Annotated in this window: 15 protein-coding genes and 1 pseudogene; 10 read left to right on the top strand and 6 right to left on the bottom strand. The window is 43.1% G+C overall.

Annotated features, from left to right (window positions below; translation table 11 throughout):
* Positions 1 to 154: 154 nt before the first annotated feature.
* The 4 genes from OCV20_RS17595 (at position 155) to OCV20_RS17580 (ending at position 3,193) form a co-directional block, all read left to right on the top strand.
* On the top strand, positions 155 to 340 hold the full coding sequence (locus OCV20_RS17595) for a hypothetical protein (RefSeq protein ID WP_029235859.1): 186 nt from the start codon (positions 155 to 157) through the stop codon (positions 338 to 340).
* Positions 341 to 461: 121 nt separating this feature from the next.
* Complete coding sequence (locus tag OCV20_RS17590) at positions 462 to 782, top strand: hypothetical protein (RefSeq protein ID WP_048612972.1); 321 nt, start codon at positions 462 to 464, stop codon at positions 780 to 782.
* A gap of 161 nt (positions 783 to 943) precedes the next feature.
* Positions 944 to 2,206, top strand: coding sequence for a hydroxymethylglutaryl-CoA reductase (locus tag OCV20_RS17585; RefSeq protein WP_086775650.1), 1,263 nt, complete (start codon positions 944 to 946; stop codon positions 2,204 to 2,206).
* A gap of 75 nt (positions 2,207 to 2,281) precedes the next feature.
* Positions 2,282 to 3,193: a LysR family transcriptional regulator gene (locus tag OCV20_RS17580; protein ID WP_050653604.1), complete on the top strand. Its 912-nt coding sequence runs from the start codon at positions 2,282 to 2,284 to the stop codon at positions 3,191 to 3,193.
* A 74-nt stretch (positions 3,194 to 3,267) separates the two neighbouring features.
* Here OCV20_RS17580 and OCV20_RS17575 read toward each other — a convergent pair whose 3' ends face one another.
* The 3 genes from OCV20_RS17575 to OCV20_RS17565 all read right to left on the bottom strand — a co-directional run bounded on the left by OCV20_RS17575 (position 3,268) and on the right by OCV20_RS17565 (position 6,706).
* The gene (locus tag OCV20_RS17575) at positions 3,268 to 4,182 is read right to left on the bottom strand and encodes a YjjW family glycine radical enzyme activase (protein WP_086775642.1); all 915 of its coding nucleotides are present in this window, start codon (positions 4,180 to 4,182) and stop codon (positions 3,268 to 3,270) included.
* A gap of 43 nt (positions 4,183 to 4,225) precedes the next feature.
* Positions 4,226 to 5,791 (bottom strand): YjjI family glycine radical enzyme, encoded by a 1,566-nt coding sequence (locus OCV20_RS17570; protein WP_086775643.1) that lies wholly within the window; start codon positions 5,789 to 5,791, stop codon positions 4,226 to 4,228.
* 315 nt (positions 5,792 to 6,106) lie between these two features.
* Entirely contained in the window at positions 6,107 to 6,706 is a 600-nt protein-coding gene (locus OCV20_RS17565) for a class I SAM-dependent DNA methyltransferase (RefSeq protein WP_017064785.1), read from the bottom strand.
* A 161-nt stretch (positions 6,707 to 6,867) separates the two neighbouring features.
* Between OCV20_RS17565 and OCV20_RS17560 the strand changes: the two genes are divergently transcribed.
* Entirely contained in the window at positions 6,868 to 7,746 is an 879-nt protein-coding gene (locus OCV20_RS17560) for a LysR family transcriptional regulator (protein WP_016797108.1), read from the top strand.
* Positions 7,747 to 7,780: 34 nt separating this feature from the next.
* Here the strand turns inward: OCV20_RS17560 and OCV20_RS17555 are convergent, their stop codons facing one another.
* Positions 7,781 to 8,131 carry a hypothetical protein gene (locus OCV20_RS17555; protein ID WP_086775644.1) on the bottom strand — a complete coding sequence of 117 codons (351 nt, stop codon included), beginning with the start codon at positions 8,129 to 8,131 and terminating at the stop codon, positions 7,781 to 7,783.
* Between the two features lie 288 nt (positions 8,132 to 8,419).
* On the opposite strand from OCV20_RS17555, the gene OCV20_RS17550 reads away from it, so the two are divergent.
* On the top strand, positions 8,420 to 9,316 hold the full coding sequence (locus tag OCV20_RS17550) for a cation diffusion facilitator family transporter (RefSeq protein ID WP_050653601.1): 897 nt from the start codon (positions 8,420 to 8,422) through the stop codon (positions 9,314 to 9,316).
* A gap of 39 nt (positions 9,317 to 9,355) precedes the next feature.
* Here OCV20_RS17550 and yddG read toward each other — a convergent pair whose 3' ends face one another.
* On the bottom strand, positions 9,356 to 10,285 hold the full coding sequence (gene yddG / locus OCV20_RS17545; protein WP_048608759.1) for an aromatic amino acid DMT transporter YddG: 930 nt from the start codon (positions 10,283 to 10,285) through the stop codon (positions 9,356 to 9,358).
* 254 nt (positions 10,286 to 10,539) lie between these two features.
* Positions 10,540 to 11,214: a pyrimidine 5'-nucleotidase gene (gene yjjG / locus OCV20_RS17540; RefSeq protein ID WP_086775645.1), complete on the bottom strand. Its 675-nt coding sequence runs from the start codon at positions 11,212 to 11,214 to the stop codon at positions 10,540 to 10,542.
* A gap of 903 nt (positions 11,215 to 12,117) precedes the next feature.
* Here yjjG and OCV20_RS17535 point away from each other — a divergent pair.
* From OCV20_RS17535 to OCV20_RS17520, 4 genes and pseudogenes are all read left to right on the top strand, one after another.
* A pseudogene (locus OCV20_RS17535) lies at positions 12,118 to 12,477 on the top strand (iron-containing alcohol dehydrogenase); the annotation flags it as partial.
* Positions 12,478 to 12,663: 186 nt separating this feature from the next.
* Positions 12,664 to 14,280 (top strand): site-specific integrase, encoded by a 1,617-nt coding sequence (locus OCV20_RS17530; RefSeq protein ID WP_102484176.1) that lies wholly within the window; start codon positions 12,664 to 12,666, stop codon positions 14,278 to 14,280.
* Positions 14,277 to 16,121, top strand: a complete 1,845-nt coding sequence (locus OCV20_RS17525) for a hypothetical protein (RefSeq protein ID WP_261881480.1) — start codon at positions 14,277 to 14,279, stop codon at positions 16,119 to 16,121. Before OCV20_RS17530 ends, OCV20_RS17525 begins: the two co-directional genes overlap by 4 nt.
* A complete protein-coding gene (locus tag OCV20_RS17520) occupies positions 16,121 to 18,121 on the top strand; it encodes a hypothetical protein (RefSeq protein WP_261881479.1) in 2,001 nt (666 codons plus the stop codon). The genes OCV20_RS17525 and OCV20_RS17520 overlap by 1 nt, the downstream gene beginning before the upstream one ends.
* Positions 18,122 to 18,142: the final 21 nt, after the last annotated feature.

Here is an 18,142-nt window from a genome sequence, read left to right as displayed (position 1 = left end):
TTGACCAAGCCTTAACTTTGCCTAACATTTCTCGGACAAAAAACGACCACAGGAATTTATAGTTGTCTTAGTTTCAAGAAACTTCAAACATCATTTAATATTCACTTAATCTTGTTTGATTTCCTGAATCAGTAGGCTATGCTCTAAAGAGCATATGGATTTGAACAAAGGTCACACTATGAATACACAGCAATTTGAAGCATTTAAGCAGCAAATACAGCTTCTTAGCCCACAACAATTAAAAGCACTTCAGGGTGAGATCGACGGCAACCTTGAAACAGAGAAGCCTTCTTTGCTTACTGATGAAGAGTTAAACGCGCTAAATGACCTGTTCAGTTAATAGACAGACATCACTATTTTAGCTTAAGTTCACATTTTCACCGTAAATTTCATCTGTTCACCATTGCGCTCAAAATATCGTCCGCCTAGACTCATTCCATACGTCAATAAAAGGTTCTGATATGTCGATATCTGGTATTCAATCTGGTTACGCCATTATTCAGCAATCCACCAACATGGCTGAAGAAGCCGCAATCGAGCTCAACCAAGCCTCCAAACACGCTCTAGAATCCGACGACACTTTCCAAGCTAGCGATCTCAGCTTTAATCAAATAGAGCCAGAACAATCCATTTCCTTTAAAGACAAAGAACCTGAACCTGCTTCATCTTCAACCGATTCCTTGATTAAACTGACACAAAGCGCAAGTTATAACCGCGTTGGTGCGAGTGTGGTTGATCGTCAAAACGAAGCCATCGGTAGCCTTCTCGACATTCATATCTAAATTTCGCTCAAATACAGCCTATATTTCGCGAAACTTCGCTGCTTTTTGCTTCAACAACCACACAAACTGTAACTCATTATATCAGGCGCTTGTTTCTGGTTTATTACTCGGTAGAATCAGCGCAAACCAATTTGCTGCACAAACTTTACTTCATACTATTTATGCCAAAACTAAATCTGCATCGCCGTGACTATGTTTCTATTTTAGGAGGCGACATCTCCGCAGACGAATTAGAAAAAAAGCTTCAGCCTCATTTTGAAAAGCCAGTAAATAGGCTGACACCTAGCCCCTACCTGACAGAAAAGAATCTCACTCGTCGCTGGACAGCGCTCGATAATGCAGATTCACAGCAAGAACTGCTCGACCCTCATACACAAAGCCAGATCCAAGCTTATGAGAAAAACATTGAGCACTTTATTGGCACAGTTAAAGTCCCTGTCGGTGTCTCAGGCCCACTAAGAGTTAATGGCCTATTTGCTACGGGCGATTACTTAGTACCACTCGCGACCACAGAAGCTGCGCTTGTCGCGTCTTATAACCGTGGTTCTAAGCTAATTACGGCTTGTGGTGGTGCAAGTGCTATGTTGCTCAATGAAGGCGTAACACGTACTCCTGGCTTTGCATTCCAAGGATTAGTTGAAGCCGGACAGTTTGTGGCTTGGGCTGTGACTCAGTATGACCAATTCAAGATCTTGGCAGAATCAACAACATCACACGGCAAGCTTACCGACATCAATATCAACATCGAGGGTAACCATGTTTACTTGGTGTTTGAATTTCTAACCGGAGACGCTTCAGGTCAGAATATGGTGACCATCGCGACCAACGCCGTGTTTGAGTACATTATTGAAAATACGCCAGTTAAGCCTGACCACGCTTTCCTTGATGGTAACTTGTCAGGCGATAAGAAAGCCAATACCCAAACCTTGCGCAGCGTTCGTGGTAAAAAAGTAACTGCTGAGGTTAATATCCCTGCTGAGCTTGTCGCGAAGTACCTACACACGACGCCTGAGAAGATGGTCCAGTTTGGTCAAATGACCACAGTCGGTGGCGCTTTGAGTGGTACTATCGGTATCAATGCCCATTATGCGAATGCGCTGGCGGCACTTTATATCGCTTGTGGCCAAGACGCGGCCTGTGTCGCTGAGTCAGCGATTGGTATGACGCGTATGGAACTCAACAAAGAAGGCGGTTTATACGCTAGCGTGACACTGCCTAACTTAATGGTGGGGACTGTCGGCGGTGGTACCGGCTTGCCAAGTCAAAAAGCCTGTTTAGATTTACTTGGGCTGCATGGCAACGGTAAATCACAAGCCCTAGCTGAAGTTTGTGCTGCACTGTGTTTGGCGGGTGAGCTATCGATTGTGGGCGCATTTTGTGCAGGCCACTTTTCACGAGCGCACCATAAACTAGCTCGTAAATAACCTTTATCCAATTTGGCTTGTTCGGTTTTGTCGTTCATGCAAAATCACAAGCCAATCTGAATGCGTGAGTCATAAATGGATTACTTACACTTATCTAGGGTGAGCCTTAAGCACCTCACTGCGCTGCATATTATGCTGAACACCCACAGCGTCACTCAGACCTCAGAGCAACTCTGTGTCAGCCCTTCGAGTGTAAGCAAAACCCTATCTCAGCTGCGTGACATTCTGAATGATGAGCTTTTCTATCGAGATGGTACCAAGCTTATCCCGACTCCCTTTGCTCTGAAGATAGCGCCCACCGTTCATGCAATTCTTTCAAGCATGAACGGACTGCTTCATCAGAAGAGTTTTACCCCTCAAGAGTACCAAGGCAGTTTTTCACTTTCGATGCGTGAAAGTACCTTCGAAGTATTTGCCTCTAAGATAAGTAAAATCACCACTGAACTCGCACCAAACGCGAAGCTCAACATCTATTCGAAACAACAACTTGGCTTCGATGCTTTGCTCAGTGGCAAGGTCAATTTGATCTTGCTGCCCCATGATATATCTCAGCCGCCGACCGATAACAAAGAGCTGGTTTGGGAAACAATTCTTCCAGACAAGATGGTTTGTTTGATGGGCGCAGACCACCCTCTTGCTCAGCAAGAACTGACGATTGAAGGCTACTTAGATTACAAGCACATTGGGATTTTAGATAACGAACTGTCTCAGCCTTACTTTGAACAAAACTTGGTTCAATGCCACCAACCAAGAGAAATGGCGATATCGGTCGCGGACTTCGGTGCTGCGGCTGTATTGTGTCACCACACGCCTTTCCTATTCACTTGCTCTAAACAGTGGGCTGAGCATGCTAAACAAGCTCAGGGCTTAGTGAGCAAGCCCTTACCTTTTGATTACGGTAAGGTGGCGTATAGCTTGGTGTGGAATAAACCCAACATGAATGATCAAGCGATCAAATGGTTGTGTGACCTGTTTTTAGAAGCTTAATATTTTTAGAGGCTTAATATCTTTAGAAACTTAACGTTCTTAGAAGCCTAATTGCCGCCTAAGAAACTTAAAGACTAGGTATAAACCTCAGGGGTTTGCATCGGTCTTTGAACTATGGTGTAGAGCTTATCGTGAAAGCTCTGCATCTGCTGTTCGGTGCATTTCGGCCAACCTAACGCTTCACCAATGACACCATGGTGTTGAAATGCATTCAGTCGAATTCGAACATCACTTGGTAGAGTCTTCAAGTAACGCCCCACCTGTTCAATTTCATCTTCAAGATCGCTTTTATTTGGGATATGCAGCAACCTAACTTCGTGCAGTTTTCCTTTATCTGCTAAGTAGTTAATGGTTTCAAACACCCTATGGTTACCTCTGCCCACTAACCATTGATGTGTTTCCGATTGCCATGATTTTAGGTCAATCATCGCACCATCAAGATAAGGCAACACCTTGTCCCACCCTTGAAGTGACAGCGAACCATTACTATCAATAAAGCACGTGAGATGCGCTAACTGTGGATCACGTTTAATCGCTTGAAACAGTTCTATGATAAACGGCAACTGCATGGTCGCTTCACCGCCAGAAACGGTAATGCCACTCAAGAAAAACTGATTATGCCTGACAAGTTCCAGAACCTCTGAGACCGTCATTGTGGTAATTTTCGGGCTCGACTTATGGTCGCAGACATCAATGCACTGATCGCAGTTAGTACAAGCTGCTGGGTCCCACTTCACTTTGCCATCAACCATGCTTAAAGCACGGCTTGGACAGCCGCTAACGCAGTCACCACAATGGTTACAGTGATTAATTGTGTGTGGGTTGTGGCAAGTAATACAGTCAAAGTTGCAGCCCTGAAGAAATAGCACCAAACGATTTCCCGGGCCGTCAACACAAGAAAAGGTCAGCACACGGCTGACCTTCGCTTGTTTTTCTGTCTTATTATTTTTAACCCTAGCCATTTGAGTTGTTAGATCAGAAATTTTCATAATTCACATTGTTCGTAGTCGAAACTCAAAACACACGTTAAAGCTATTCGTATGTCGGCGACATCTCTAAACTCGCCACGCGTGGTTTACGCTCTAATATGCCCGTGTTCTTCGCAGCTTCAGCACCTAAGAAGGTGGTATTGGTGCGTGAGCCTTGTTCGTCATATTTAGCAATGTCAGACAGCTTGATCATATAACCCGTCACACGAACCAAATCGTTTGATGCCACATTAGCCGTGAATTCACGGTAACCCGCTTGAATCGCACCTTTACACAAGTTGAACATCGCTTCAGGGTTAGATTTCACTGTTTCGTCGATGGTCAGAATGTCACTGATGCCCGAGGTGTAGAACTTATGGTGACCAGCGGTAGCACGAACGTAAGAGACTGGATCCGGTTCGGAACCATAAGGAATACGGACACCCGGCGTCACATCTTCATCTAAGCTAATACCGCCTTGAGCATGCAGCAGAGCTTTACCTTCTAACCCATACTTCACGTCAGAGCGTTCAACGATCTCAGCCAGTTTTTCGGAGATACGGTGACCAAGCTGATTCGCCTGTTCATCGTGACCATAGCGCCCTGCTTGGCCCTCTTTCTCCATCAAGATATTGACTGCTTCCGCCATGCCGTAAATACCGAACATTGGAGCAAAGCGGTCTTCTTCGATAAGGCCTTCTTTGGTCAGGAAGCCTTCAAAAAAATTAGACTCTTCATGTAAGAAGCGACTACGTGCGTTCATCAGTTCGACCATGATGCCACTGTAGTTAGGCAATACTTGTTGTAAGAAATCAGCACTGTCCTCAGACTTCAACGCCACTTGCTTAAGGTTCATACGCACCAAGGTGTTGGAACCGCCCGCTAACGGCAGAGAGTTATAGCAGCTCACAATACCAAAACGCTTGTCGCCGTAAGCCTCGGCATGCGCGGGATAGTTTGCAATATGTGGTTTACTGCATTCACAGATGTTGCTCGCCGCATGACGAAGTAGATCATCAGGGGTCACAGCTGGATCGTACATAAAGGTTAAGTTTGGCGCGATCTGCTTCAATTCAGCGTCTACACGTAAAATCGTACGGCAGATAATGTTATCTGTCGGGCCGATATTCACATGCATAAAGGCGTCTGGCAGTGTGCGATCCAACATGATCCAGAAGAGTTTAATCTTTTGGTATACCTGCTCTTCCGTTAAGTCGCCCACGAAAGGCATCAACACATCATCCAACTGACCTAGGTAAACCGGGATTGAAGTGACAGAAGGAACATGGTGGTAAAGGATGGTAAGCATGTTCAATGCTTCATCGAAGTTGGTTGCCGCGCTAAGCTCTAAATACTCTGAGCCTTGATGTAAGTATTTAGAATAATCTGGAAGAACATAGCGCGGCTTAAATGGGGCGTGCCCTTCAAACATGTCACACAGCACACCTTGTTGTAAGGCTTGCTCTACTTCTTTGCTTACCGGCATATACGGCAGGCTGGCTTCAGCTTCTAAGGCAAGATAGCTCGACTTCTGTTTTGGTGACAGGTTGGCATCTGAAATGATATTGCTAAAGCGTTGTTGTTGCTCTGAAAGTGGTGAAGAAGTAGATGACGCAGATTGGTGGCTCATGATTAAACCCTTAGTGTTATTATGGGCTTATTTTATATCTCACCGTTATATTTCCACTAATGAAATGTATGCAAGACTACATTTCCAAAATGGAAATAAGTAATTTGCAAATTAGCGGTGTTGAGTTTTCTATGAGCTAGATGAGAAATAGAGAAACCAGAGTTAATAGTGAAGGCATGAGAAAGCGCTAACTCGCTCTGTTTAAAACAATAGCGTCCAAAACGAGAAAACCCACATAACTGACGGTAGAGTCGTTAATGTGGGTTTAGTATTTAAAATGAGCATTCTGAATGCTAGCTCAAGGCATACACACGATTACAGATCTGGAAGCGCTTGTTTACGTCCAACACCCATTAATACCTTTAACTCTCCTTGTGGAGTGTCAATCGAGAACGGTGTAGAGACTTCAACCACTGCAAAGCCCGCTGCACTCAATACGTTTTCTGAGCGCTGTTGGCTTACACCGTAGTCTTCACTGTCGCTTTCCAAGTACCAATCCCAGTGTACAAACGTGCCGTCGTTTTCAAGCAGCGTGTAAATCAGACTGACTGTGTCTTGTAGGTTCGGGATAAAACCACACACCGAAGAGGCTACCACTAGGTCAAACTGGTTTCTGAATGCTGGATGCTGCGCTGCAAGTCCGCGCGATAAAATATCAACTACCGGTTCAACGTTAGGTAACTCTTTCTTATCTAACTCTTCAATCATCCCTTCAGAGATATCAAGTGCGATGATCTCTTTTGCTAAAGGAGATATTTTCTGGCTGAGTAGTCCTGTACCACAACCAAAATCAAGGACACGGGTTCCGTTTAAATCAACGAGCTGTGTTAACTGGTCAAATACGGACTGTGCGAATACTGCGGTCGCGGGATCTTTATCCCAATCAACGGCGTATTCGTCCCATTGTTTCGCCATCATGGCCTCCATCTTTACTTCTTGTAGGTTCGGAACTTCCCCAGAGTAAACCAAATTAGTCAATTCGTCATAGAGTTATCATGCAAAGATGGACTATTTCTAAGATAGTCAGCACAATATTCAGATAATATGCACCGACCCCCGCTCAATATGGAAATGAAATGAACCTTTCTCAAGTCCAAGCCTTTTGTTCCGTTGCTGATTTAGGATCAGTTTCTGAAGCTGCACGCCAGTTAGAATGCAACCGAACCAAACTCAGCATGTCTATCAAAGCCTTGGAAAAAGAGTTAGATGTCGAGCTGTTCGTCCGCAGCGGAAACCACGTTGAGCTTTCAGAAGCGGGTAAAGCGATTTACAAAGATTGCGAAGGCATGTTGGTGACAGCCGCGCGTATTAAACAAACCTGCTTGCATGTTTCGGGCGAATTCAACGCGGAGATTTGGATAGCACGAGATGACTCCCTACCCGATGAAATGTGGCAGGACTTATCTCACGCATTAAACAACAAATACCCTTCTACCTCATTCAACTTCGTTCTCGCGTCGAGCGGTGACTTAGCTAACCTAGTTGAAACTCAGCAAGTCGACTTCGCATTTGGTGTCGATTACGAACGCGTCGATGACCCAAGAATTATCTACAACCCGCTTGGTAAGATTCGAATGATGTCTGTATGTAAGAAAGGGCATGATTTGAGTGCGATGCGACGAGTGTCTGATGAGGTACTAAGAAATTCGATGCAAGCGACCATGGTTTATCTTAATGAAAAGGATAATCCTGAGCTTGAGCCCTTCTCGCGTCGTTACATTGGCTTCTCTAGCTTCGACTTTATGTTGGATACGATTTTACGTGAAGAGGCGTGGGGCGTAATGCCAGAGCCATTGATTCGCCATTTACTGCGTGAACAAGAGCTTGCCGTGATCAAACACACCTACGGCTTAACGCAAGAAGACTACTGTATGTTTACCGCAGCTGGCATGGCAGAGCACCCAGGAATGAATTGGTTAGCCGACCAGCTTAGTGACTACTTGTTTGATTTCTAGACGGACGACTTTTACTCCATACTTAAGTCTTGCTCTAAAAAACCATCACGTGATCCACTAAATAGCGTCCGTCTTCTTCAACCAATACCATTTCGGCGACAAACTCACCTTTGGCGATGGTGTAAGCTTGTTTCCACACAAAAGCGATGGAGTCTGAACGTCTGAACAGCGCAACTGGCTCACGCTCAGTAAAAAAACCATTACTGTGCTGATAATGGTGACACACCTTCTCTAAATATTCCGGCGTAACAATGTCTTTCATTCTTTGAGTAAAGTCTCGACAGTGCTGCTCATGATCAACCTTAGTTGAACCATCCATCAGATTATCCATGATCGGGTTAGCAATCGCCCACAACTCATTATCACTGATATCGTCAAACTTCATATTGATTCACTCCTTGTCCATTGCAGTCGCAATTCAATCTAGAAGATCAATAAAACCTTAACGACTAATGTGTTTTATTAATCATAAACGATCCTATTTCAGTTGCACACCATCCCCAAAAAACACTCAACGTCAACTTTATTGACACCTTAAATTTAACTTAAGCCGCTGAATTTAATGTATTTATACATTTGACTTAAATAAGACATATAAACGTCATCAGATAAAGTTTGTAAAGTTAGCTCAATATTAGAACAATGAAGTTATCAAAAACATCTGGAAAATATTATGTGTGACAGGAAAAGCCAAAACGAAAATCGAGTGCTATTGTTCTCAGCCCTTTTAGCATCAGGCTTCGCAATTGGCGGATTGGTGTTGGGTCTTCTCGTTGGCTCTCTGGTCATAGTATTTGACGGTGTCTATTCTCTTATCAGCTTACTGTTAACTTTATTGTCACTAGCTGCCTCGAAATACATCAATCGCCCTTCGGACACTGAGTTCCCGTTTGGTCGAGCAATTATCGAACCGATTGTGATTGCCATCAAAGCCGTTGTGATTCTGCTTGTGGTTGGTTATTCACTTTACTCTGCGATTGGTGCCCTAATGACGGGTGGTCGTGAAGTAGATGCATCTATTGCAACTCTGTTTGGTATTTTCAACGTACTGGGTTGTGGTTACGCTTGGTGGTACATCGCGAATAAGAGTAAACGTATTTCTTCAGGTCTGATTCAGGCTGAGTCTAAACAGTGGCAGATGGATACGCTACTGAGTGTAGCGGTAACCGCGGGTTTCGTAGCGGCTTGGTTAATTACTTTTTCTCCGCTTGCAGAATACGCGGTGTATGCAGATCCAATGATGATGTTGCTAATGTCTTTCTACTTCATCAAAGTGCCTTTCGACATGTTACGTGAGGCGATGCGCGAACTGCTTATGATGTCGGCAAACAAAGATATTTGTGATGCGGTCGATAAGAACGTTGTCGCGGTAGACAAAGAAGCAGAGCAAGATTTGGAGCTGATGGGTGTGACGAAGGTTGGTCCAGAATTACGAATCAATGTTGATATTCATACCAACGACCAACAAGCGATTGCGGTCGATGATATTGAACGTACGCGCCGCCAACTTAAGCGACGCCTATCGAAGATGCCTTATGAGCTTCAATTGAACCTCAATGTCGCGAGCTAAGCTTTTACCTAGCAAATGACGCTGGAACATCAACGCAAATTACGACTGAGATTGAACCTTTTTAGAAGCCGACGCCTTTGCCGTCGGCTTTTCTCTTGTTACCCACCAGCAAGCCAGTGAGCCAACAGTTACCATACATACGCCCTGCCAAAACGTCATGGTCAATGACAAACCCAAAATCACCGAGGAAAGCAGCGTCGCGAAGATTGGCGTAAAGTACGACATGGTTGCCAAAAACACCATGTTGCCACCAAGAATCGCCGTGTTCCAAAGTGCGTAGCCTGCCCCCATGCAAGCGCCAGCTAATGCTAAATCAATCGCCGCACTGGTTGTCATAACCATGCCGGTTTCATCACTCAATGCGTATTTGATCCACAAAGTGATCGCTGTAGCGATAAAGAAAAGCACAATCGCATTCTGCCCTTTCGCGACACGCTGGGTGTAGTTGCAGTAAACAGCCCAAATAATCGCACCAAAAAACGCCATAGAATAGGTTTTAGGGTTGGTCGCAATGTTGGCAGCAATTTGGTCGACAGAGAGACCTTGGTCACCGCTGATGCTCCAAGCCACACCAAAGAATGCCAAGAAGATACTTGGATAAACCAGCCAGTTAATCTTCTTGTCGCTCAGCAGCACTGCAAATAACACCGTCAGTGCTGGCCATAGGTAGTTGATTACCGCCATCTCTATCGCTTGATGTCGGCTGTTCGCCATTCCCAATGCCAGAGCCAAGAAGATCTCATAACAAACGAACAAGGCGCCGCCAATCAGCAAGTAAGACTTAGAAAAGCGTGAAAGCTTAGGTAGCCCCATAACACAAACCAACAACAGCGAACTCACCGTATAAAGGCTGGCCGCGCCACCAATTGGACCTAGCTGTTCTGAGACACTACGAGACAGAGCAATCAAGCAGCTCCATAGTAAAATGGCGATAATACCGTAACAGCTATAACGATGAGATTTCAGCACGCCTTTTCCTTTATCTGTTTTGATGGTCACGCTATGGTTAAACCAAGTTCAAAATAATTGGCCGAGTACATTTTCGTACTCGGCCATCAACAATTTATTTACAAAGCATCTATCAATTTACGAAGCATTAATCAATTTACGAAGCATCTATCCACTAACGAAACGCCAATCAATTTACAAAGCATTGGTCGATTAACGAAATCAACCGATTGTGATTGTGTATTCGCTAGTGGCAGTCAGTTGTTAACTATTGACTAAGCCAGTAGCAGAGCTTGCAAGTCAGCCAAAGACTTCACTTGATAGTGAGGATTGATACCGGCTGGCGTTGCCTTTTCTTGACTGTTTAACCAACAAGTTTCGATGCCAAAGTCTAACCCACCTAGAATATCGGAATGTGGGTTATCCCCGACCATCAATATTCTTTGCTTCGATGGCAATCCAACCAGCTTATGCGCATATTCAAAAATCTCGGCATCCGGTTTCGCTACCCCAACCTCTTCAGAAATGATCACGTGCTCAAAGTAATCCGTCATTCCTGTGCGTTCTAAACGGATTGACTGCAGCTCTGTAAAACCGTTAGTGATGATGCCCATGTTCACCTTGCCTTTTAAAGACTCCACCAACTCTTGTGCACCCGGTAATAAAGAACAGATGTCCGCCATCGCCGTTAAAAATGCACTGTTTAAAGCAGCCGTTGTTGTCTCTAGTTTCTCAGCCCAGCTTTCGAAGCGTGTGTGTTTCAGTTGGTCGGCGGTAATGCGACCATCTTGGTAATCGACCCAAAGCGGCAAATTAACCTTTTGATAAGCCAAATAATCCTGTTCGCTAAAGTCCACACCAAAACGAGAAAACATCAGCTTCATTCCCTGATAAGCATCAAAATGGAACAAGGTTTCGTCTGCATCAAAGAATATCCAATCGTACTTCATTTTATTTCCTATTATTCGCGCTGTTGAGCACTGCCTACACTGTTTTTTTCGTTGTTCTTCTCGCGGCCTAAAACGGCGAGGCATCACTTTACTCTCAAATTTGTGAGCCTGTATATAAATCTAATAATTTATAGAAAACAAGTCGCAAGTCATGATGTATCGCAAATTTTGCCACATATTAAACCAATACCATACTAGGGCGTGTTGACCTTTCGTGGTTAAGTTTTGTTCGAGATAAAAGCGTTTTAATCGCGGCGAGGGAAAGTAGCCTAGTCATTCTAAGCAAATTTCCCTCAACAAAGAGTAAAACGCTTTTAGCCGAACCCTTCGGGCAGCGTTTGCTGGTCATTTCTACTACGTTAACGGCTTCTCATGTAGGCAAGCTACACATCAAAGCCTCTGCCTTGTATAAATGCCCAGCAACTCGCTGCAAAAATCAGCTCGAAAAATCAACACGCCCTAAAAATACACTTAAGTACCGGGAGGTATTATGAAGCACTTTTTACCGTCATCTGTCATGCTCACCCCTTTTCTTGTCAAATACTATGACGAGGAGCCAGAAGACACCCTTGACTCTGAAGAGTCGCAAGATCCTCAAATTGAATGCAGTGATGACTCCGATAAAACGTCAACACCAGCCTAACCAAAGCAACTTTCAGTGAAAAGCCTTATTTTTCATTGTTATAGAGCACCATTCTGCTCTTGGTGGAGCCAATTTATCGCTAATCACTACTGACAAAGAACACAGCCAAAAACCATGAAAACGATTGCTATATGAGCCCTATCACAACGACTAGCCACAAAGTGGTAGTTCGGAATCAAAGTTGTTCCAGATCAATGGTCGACCACTTGAATACCGACACCATGTAGGAAATTAAAAATCATAATTAACGGAGTTTTCCAATGTCTACTGCATTTTACATCCCTACAATCAACTTCATGGGTTCTGGCTGTCTGAAGGATGCTGCTGATAGCATTCAGTCTCAAGGCTTTAAAAAAGGTCTGATCGTTACTGATAAGATCCTGAACCAAATTGGCGTAGTTAAGCAGGTACAAGACCTTCTTAGCCAGCGTGGCGTAGACGCAGTTGTATTCGACGGCACTCAACCAAACCCAACCATCACTAACGTAAACGATGGTCTAGAATTGCTGACTGACAACGATTGTGATTTTGTTGTTTCTCTAGGTGGCGGTTCTCCACACGACTGTGCAAAAGGTATCGCTCTGGTTGCTTCTAACGGCGGCAAGATTGCAGATTACGAACACCCATACGATTTTAGCAGGAATTGCGAACCCTACGATTTTATCAAAGAGAGAAGATGAGAGCCTTGCCACATAAGCAAGGTTTTTTTTTGTCTTTATACAATATCATAACCATACGTATTTAATTTGTGAGAATGTGTGATATTGTATGTATCAGGTTAGGGATAGGCTGGTAGATAAAAATAAATGCCTGAGATTATTTATGAAATTAAAACAACAACAATTAAAGACTTCACATACAGGAAGCCATTAGTTTATATCGATGACAACGGTGAGCCTCAGTGTAGTTTTTCTGAGGACAAAGAAACTCATGTCCACATCAAGAAAGTAATCTTCTTAAACATGGTTGGTTACCAAAAAGTAGTCGTAGGAAAAGATAATGGCGGCAACCCTATAGCCAAGAAGGGTAAGTTAATTTCATACGAACCATTGGACTACGCAAATCAATATATCCTTTCAAAACACATTGAAGACGACAAGGAAGAGTCTCTGCAATCCTCTAAGGCGCTAACCCACTACTTTTCTTTCATCTTGGATGCTCAAGCTGCATGGGATCGAAAGTTCAATAACGACGATTACGACCCACTTACAGACCCTCCGCGCCCATTTTGGGACAAGTTTAGTATTAGGAAGAACCTACGAGCCACTTACATGTATCATGCATCTGTAAAGAGTAGAGCAATAGAAGGTACAGGGTTGGCTAGAACAACTGCTTCTGCATACATGCGTGAAGTTGTTGGTTTTTACAAGTACCACATCAGAAAAGGTATGGAATTCAACAACCCGCCATTTGAGTTCGAGATATTTAGTATCGACATTGAAAATAGCGGCACACATATGAAAGCACGTAGGCTCAAACAGGTGCAGTCAACTGACCTAAAATTGAACTTTACCAAGTCACAGAGAAACAATGGCGGCAGCTTGCCAAATGCTAGGCGAGATCTAAAATCTCTAACAAATGCCGAGTGGAAAGAAGCAAAGAAGATTCTCACTACCACCAAAAGAGTAATTAAGAACGTAAAACGTGAGGAAAAATGGGTGAGTTTGCCTCAAGAGTTCTGTTTATTATTCCGAATTTATCGATATACAGGGCTTAGAAAGGAAGAGGGAGCAAGTTTGCACTTGGGGCAAATCATCCGTCCTGATATGACTAAAACAATGCTAAGGCTTGGTGTTGGCGATCAGTATGGCTCTCTAGCCAAAGATCCTAAAGGTGGTTATCACAATAAATCTCGACGCACAATTATTACTAGTTCTTTAATGTCTGAGCTTTATAGCTACAGCCAATCTCCGCGATACCAAAAACGCTTAGAGAAATTTAAAAAAAAATGCAAGGCTGAGAGAGACGCTGGTAACACAGCTTACTTTGATGGTGTTGATAGTGTTGATGAAAATAAGAAATATCTGTTTATTAGCAACTCAGGGGTACCATTCTTTAAAAAACTCGAAGAAATCAATACCCGATGGAATGAGGTTAGAAAAACGGCAGGAAGGAATTTGCTGAACGATATTGATGCGGTTGTTCACAACCTACGATCCACCTTTGCTGTCTCTATCTTTCGTATGCTGCTAAAGAAAATGACTTCAGATAAGGCGTTATCAATAGTATCTGAATTCCTTGGTCATGAAGATATTGCAACCACCCTGCTCTATTTACAGATTGCCGAAGATCAACCTACTGGCGATGAGATTTGGGAAGACATCATGGATTATCTCGGTGTATTTCAAGAAATGATAGAAGATGGTGAACTAGATAATAATGCTGGCTTCGAGCAAAAAGATTTTGAGGTTCCATCAACATGAGTCGTAGGAAACCCGTTTTTGTTGATGATGATTTTTATGGGCAGCCAGAAGCAACTGTTGAGACACTCCGTTTGACGGATATGAAATTAAAAGCAGTTGGGGGGACATCTCACTTTGAACAGCTTAATTTCAAATATGTCCCTAACTATTCGCAAGTAGGGGAAAAAATAAATGGTGTTGACTACATCCTTGCTGGCAGGGAGGACTTTGTTCGTGATGTGTACCGTATTCTTAACCCAGACTACAACTCCACTAGAAAACGTCACTTCGAAGAACTTAAAAGGTATATTCGATGGCTTGATGCTAACGATTTCACATCGATTGGTGGTGACTACTTTCATCCTCATTTATACAACGCATACATGACTTATCACCAAGAGAGGTGCAGGAAAGGTGAGCAAAAGCTATCGTCATGGGCTGCTGTAAAAAAGATGCTGAGTTTCTTTCTTAGGAAGAATAATCGTGAGGTCGAAGCTAAGAAATTAAAATCGATAAAAGGCATTAAGAGGGAGACCGATTCACATAAAGGTATCGATCCCGTTGGAGAATTCAAGCCTCTAGTTAGACTGTTCATTTCCGCATTTGGCAAGTTTAAGAAGCATGTTGATGACGGAACATTACCTGATGTGCATCCGTTCTGGGATGAAGAGTTATTCAACCAGACAGCAGAAAGAAATGGTTGGTCTAAACAGCTTAAAAGTCGTAATAAGGTATCTTTTAAGTTGGCTCTAAAGCCAAAGCGCATTAATGGTTTCAGCCCTTTTTACAATCACTTTTCTAGATTGGCTGCAATGCTAACATTCTGTTTTACTGGTCAAAACGCTACTTCAATTTTAAATCTTCGGTTTGAGGATCTTAGGTTTGAGTCTAAGTATAATGGTAAGGTGTACTTTGACCTTGAGAAAGCGCGTGCCAACTATCTGAAACTTGATACTTCTATTGGCTTCCATAAAAAGGCTCAAGAATTCTTGCATCAATGGTTAGAGATTTCGATAAAACTTCAGAAGGATAAAGGCACCGATTGGTTATTTCCTCATTTCAGCGAATCAGGAGATACGAATGGATTTATTGAGTCAGGTCAGCTCTCTCCTCAGCGTAAAATCAATACCTACACTGCTTTAATGGGACTTGCACACATTACTCCATCGGCACTTCGTCAAACAAAAATCGACGTACTAATGAAGGTGACGCAAGATGTTTGGAAAGTGTCAATGTCTGCCAACAACTCTGTTCAAACCATTAACGCTAGCTATTCAGACGGTAACGAAAACGACCACAGGAATGGCTTAGCTGCATCAAGTGAAGCTATGTATGACTTTGTGAAAAATGGTACGGATATTCATGAATCAGCCAATCAGGCGAAATTTAACCACGCAGATGTCCTTAGCGACTATGACTACAAAAGGTTACGCAAACAAGAGAGAGCAAATGACAAACAAACACCCGTGGGAACTCGCTGTAAAGACTCTACTCAAGGCGTTGCCAACACGATAAAGAAGAACCTCGAAAAAATGGGGATTGAACAGTTAGCGGAGGTAACTTGTACGGACTTTTTGAGTTGCTTTGAATGTGAGTATCACATATTGGTTGCTGAGGTTGAGGATATTTGGTTGATGATGTCCTTTAGCGACACGCTGAAAGAAATGAAAGATTACCCAGCCATTAATAGTATGCCTACAGATAAATTTCATAAGTTGTACAGCACCATAGAATCTATTCTAAAACGATTTAGCGAGGTGTCTCCTGACAACTACGCAGTAGCATCAGACAAGCAAAAAGAAGCCCCTCATCCTCTTTACTGCGATGGATACAGCCTAGTTGATTTATTGGAGGCGTTTTAATGATTAGCAATACGCAAAGAAAACATAAAGATGTTATTCCAGCGATACCATTCCAAAAGTCTAAGACCGCGTTCTTGATTAATGGGTTAGATAGTCTGGACTCTGATGATATGCCCTATCACGTGGAAGAGTGGGACTTCTCTACGTCTCACGTGGTAGGTATAAGCCAAGGTTTAAAAATCAGATTTGAAGCGACCAATCCTGAGTATGTAAAGGGAATTCAGGATGCCCTATATAATATGTATCACCACTCAAAAGAAGAGGAAACCTTGCCTCTGTCTGTAGCCAGTATGTTTAAGCTAAAATCTGGCTTACAGAGGGTTGCTGACTGTTTGAAGGGTACAAAATGGAATGATTTGTCCGACCGCAAGAAATGGAAGTCATTTACTCGGAGGCTGAAAAAAAAAGAGCACTCGAAAAGTACTTTAAATTCCGTTCTTACTGCACTGAATAAACTTACCATAATAGGTGAGATGACTTCGTATATTGATGCCGGCGAGGTGTGGAAGTGCGCTAGATCAAAACCAACTAGGCAACATGTAGCCATACCTCACAAGTTGTATCAACACTTGATGAGCAATGCTCTTCGAATAGTCGAGAATTATCATGAGCATCGCCATGAGATTTCAAGGGTTTTGGGGGAGGCTTACGACATAAGACAGAGAGTTGAAAATGGTGAAAGGCTTATTGGCGCTCAAATAACTCGCAGAAATCTAAGTATGACAGATAGTGCCATAGAAAGTAGGGTCAGAAAGGCTGTTAAGAAGATTTCCCATGGTATTCCTGATTTTGAGTTAGATTTGACTGGCCGGGGCTTAGCTAAAATATTAACTAGTTGCTTGATAGTTGTTCAGGGGTTTTCTGGTGTGAGGATTGGTGAGGCTTTATCTTTCAATAAAAGAAGCGTTAAGCGAAAAATGGTAAATGGTAAACCTGTTGTCCTGCTTGAAGGCCAAACAACCAAGGGCAATGACTCAAAACCTAAAACGGTCACATGGCAGTCACACCCTGTTGCGTTAACAGCATTAGAATTAGCTTCTGACATGATGAAGTCAACACGCTCGCTCTATCACAAAAAAGTTGATGAAAGAGAAGCGCAAGGTGAATCGCCAGAAAAGATTACACACATGAGAAGGCAACTAGAGTCAGCCTTTTTGGTAGTGAGTCCATCACAACAAAGTTCCGATAACTATCTGATTTCAATTTCTCAGCACATGAGAAGATTCGTCAACAGCCTGAGCTATAGTGCAACTCAGGAAGATGTTGATGAGTTTGATATGCTGAACCCTACAAGAGAAGGTGAACTGGAAGTTGGCAGCACATACGAAGGATTAAGTTCTCATGCTTTCAGACGAACATTTGCTGTGTTCTTTGTTCGCTATGGCTTTGGCACTGCTTCGGGGATTAAATTCCAGTTCAAACACCAAAACATCAACATGTCAGACTACTACGCTAACAATGCTGTGCTTGCTAAAATGAATGACATTTTGATGGACGATGAAGTACTCATGGATCTAAAGGAAGCTGGCATTGATCTTGGGATTGATGAGTATGATGACATCCTTAATAAAAGTGAACATTTGAGCGGTGTCAGAGGCGAGAAGATTATGCAAGACCGCATGAAAACGCTCGAAAGCGGAAAAAGTATCATCATGGCTCGTGCCGAAATTGAAGAAAACATAAGAAATGGAAATTTCCATATCATTCAACTTCCAAGTGGCGCTTACTGCACTAACGCATCGTGTGATCGCGTTTGTGGCACCCAACCTTTCCGAGCCGAAATTAAAGAGTGTGAACACAAAGTTGTCACCGACAAAGGTGCAAAAATTATAGCGAAACAAAGAGATCGCTTGATTGCCAAGTTCACAGCACTCAATACAGGTGACCCATTAAAAAGCTCTATTTTGGCTGGATTAAAACAGAAGATCCAAGTTGAAGAGCTGACACTTACTAGGCATGAGATTCCTTATACGCAGTTTAAAGATGAAATCATTGCGTGAGTTAGAGCTAACAAAGGTAAT

This window comes from Vibrio coralliirubri (genome assembly GCF_024347375.1).
Taxonomy (GTDB): Bacteria; Pseudomonadota; Gammaproteobacteria; order Enterobacterales; family Vibrionaceae; genus Vibrio; species Vibrio coralliirubri.
This window is presented reverse-complemented; position numbering and strand designations above follow the sequence as displayed.

Coding starts and splice junctions, on each gene's coding strand:
- OCV20_RS17530 (WP_102484176.1), top strand. CDS start 12,664: ATGCCTGAGATTATTTATGAAATTAAAACAACAACAATTAAAGACTTC.
- OCV20_RS17550 (WP_050653601.1), top strand. CDS start 8,420: ATGTGTGACAGGAAAAGCCAAAACGAAAATCGAGTGCTATTGTTCTCA.
- OCV20_RS17575 (WP_086775642.1), bottom strand. CDS start 4,182: ATGAAAATTTCTGATCTAACAACTCAAATGGCTAGGGTTAAAAATAAT.
- OCV20_RS17570 (WP_086775643.1), bottom strand. CDS start 5,791: ATGAGCCACCAATCTGCGTCATCTACTTCTTCACCACTTTCAGAGCAA.
- yjjG (WP_086775645.1), bottom strand. CDS start 11,214: ATGAAGTACGATTGGATATTCTTTGATGCAGACGAAACCTTGTTCCAT.
- OCV20_RS17585 (WP_086775650.1), top strand. CDS start 944: ATGCCAAAACTAAATCTGCATCGCCGTGACTATGTTTCTATTTTAGGA.
- OCV20_RS17565 (WP_017064785.1), bottom strand. CDS start 6,706: ATGGCGAAACAATGGGACGAATACGCCGTTGATTGGGATAAAGATCCC.
- OCV20_RS17525 (WP_261881480.1), top strand. CDS start 14,277: ATGAGTCGTAGGAAACCCGTTTTTGTTGATGATGATTTTTATGGGCAG.
- OCV20_RS17580 (WP_050653604.1), top strand. CDS start 2,282: ATGGATTACTTACACTTATCTAGGGTGAGCCTTAAGCACCTCACTGCG.
- OCV20_RS17560 (WP_016797108.1), top strand. CDS start 6,868: ATGAACCTTTCTCAAGTCCAAGCCTTTTGTTCCGTTGCTGATTTAGGA.
- OCV20_RS17555 (WP_086775644.1), bottom strand. CDS start 8,131: ATGAAGTTTGACGATATCAGTGATAATGAGTTGTGGGCGATTGCTAAC.
- OCV20_RS17520 (WP_261881479.1), top strand. CDS start 16,121: ATGATTAGCAATACGCAAAGAAAACATAAAGATGTTATTCCAGCGATA.
- OCV20_RS17590 (WP_048612972.1), top strand. CDS start 462: ATGTCGATATCTGGTATTCAATCTGGTTACGCCATTATTCAGCAATCC.
- OCV20_RS17595 (WP_029235859.1), top strand. CDS start 155: ATGGATTTGAACAAAGGTCACACTATGAATACACAGCAATTTGAAGCA.